The sequence below is a fragment of the Corynebacterium sp. HMSC070H05 genome (assembly GCF_001837615.1).
Taxonomy (GTDB): domain Bacteria; phylum Actinomycetota; class Actinomycetes; order Mycobacteriales; family Mycobacteriaceae; genus Corynebacterium; species Corynebacterium coyleae.
Genome location: NZ_KV833297.1, coordinates 1 through 1,721 on the forward strand (window position 1 = coordinate 1; position 1,721 = coordinate 1,721).

The following is a 1,721-nucleotide window of genomic DNA, read 5'->3' on the forward strand; positions in this document are numbered from 1 at the left end:
GTTCGTAGGCGTCGGCGATGGCTTGGAAAAGTAACCGTGCACCGTCAGTGTCGATGGGGATGTAGCCGAGTTCGTCGATGACGAGGAGCTTGTTTTTGCCGAGTGCTGCGAGTTCTTTGTCGAGTCTTCCTGCCTGTTTAGCGTTGCGTAAGTGGTCGACTAGGCCGGCGGCGGTGAAAAACCTTGCTGGGATGCCTGCAAGGCATGTTTGGGTGGCTAGCGCGATGGCGAGATGTGTTTTCCCGGTGCCGACGTCACCGTAGAAGACGAGGTCTTCGCATCCGTTGAGAAACTCAAGCGTGGTGAGGTGTTCGCGGGTGATGTCCGTGGGCAGGGTCACTGGTGACCAGTCGTAGCCGTCGAGGGTTTTGCGTACTGGCACACGCGCACGGTGCATGAGGCGGCGGGCTCTGGATGCTGCTCTGGAAGAAAGTTCAGCTTCGAACAATTCGATGAGGATGTCGCACTGGCGTGGGGTGGCGTGTTCAACGCATTGGCGTAACACAGCGGTGGTCAAATAGAGCTGGCGGCCGAGTGTGACAACTTGGTTTTTGGTGGTTGTAGCGCTCATTTTAGGTCGCCTCCGCATGCTGTGGGGTGTTGATTGTGGTGGCAAGGAGTTGGTCGTAGGTAGCCAGGTTTGCTCTGGTGTGCTGTGTTGGTGGTGGGGTGCTGTATCGTGCAGCGATGCCAAGATGCGGTCCGGTTGGTTGAGCGTTGGCTTCTAAAAGTGCTGCAGCGGCGGTGACGGTGGCGTCGAAACCGCATTCTGCGGCGGTGGTTTGTGCATGGGTGAAAAACTCACGGCGTGTGACGGTATCTGCTTCGTCGAGGTAGCCGACGACGTTATCCGGCATATGGTGGCGAAGTGGTGAGTTCTTCCACGCTCCCGGCTTTTTGGCTAACCCTGGCAGCAGACTTATGGGGTTGATCACTGTAGCGTCTGCAGTGCCGAAGACTCTCGGCAGCGCGATGATGCGTCGAGACTCCTCGTCTAAGACGGTGATGGTGTCGTGGGACAATTCCAGTGTGACTTGCCTGTTTGCCCAGGCAGGCCCGACTAGGTAGCGGTTGCCTGCTACGGTGACAATCCCGGTTTTATCGGTGCGACGCACTTCGAAACGCACCGGATTAAACCGCACCGACGGACATGCTTTGAGCGCTTGTTGATCGTGTTGAAACAGATCAGCGATTACCGCTGCCTTCTTATAATGGGTCTGCTTGGCAAACGCGGCACACCCAGAGTCCAGAAGAGCGTTTAGTTCTGCCAGTGAAGCAACTTCTGGCACGGGAACGAGCAGGTTTCGGCGGATGAACCCGACAGCGTTTTCCACATTGCCTTTCTCATGGCCTGAATACGGGTTGCAGTAACGCGACCGAGTCCGATAGTGCGCTTTAAACGCGGCGAAGAGCTCTGATTCGACAACCTTCGGGCCGACACGGCGTCCAATAGCAGTAGCGTTATCGAAGACCATCTCAGTCGGCACTCCGCCGGCAGCATCGATGACATCCAGCAATCCGGTAATGACACACTCGGCGGTTTCACCGGCGAAGGCCCTGCAAAACCTCATATTCGAGTACGGAAACGTCACCACCAAAAGGTGTACAACCTTCACATCTGACGCCAGGTTGATTTCTGCCTGGCCGAAATCAACCTGGATGACCCCGGGAGACCATTCCAACTCCATGAACCCATCTCCTGGGGCTTTATGGTCCTGCCT

Annotated in this window: 2 protein-coding genes; both read right to left on the reverse strand. The window is 56.5% G+C overall.

The annotated features are described in order from the left end of the window. Nucleotides 1-571 (reverse strand): ATP-binding protein (locus HMPREF2617_RS03615; RefSeq protein WP_070839994.1); only part of this gene is annotated, 571 nt, incomplete at its 3' end. Nucleotide 572: 1 nt separating this feature from the next. Beyond that, nucleotides 573-1,721, reverse strand: a 1,149-nt coding sequence (istA, locus tag HMPREF2617_RS03620; RefSeq protein WP_141762995.1) for an IS21 family transposase, incomplete at its 5' end; no start/stop codon positions are given.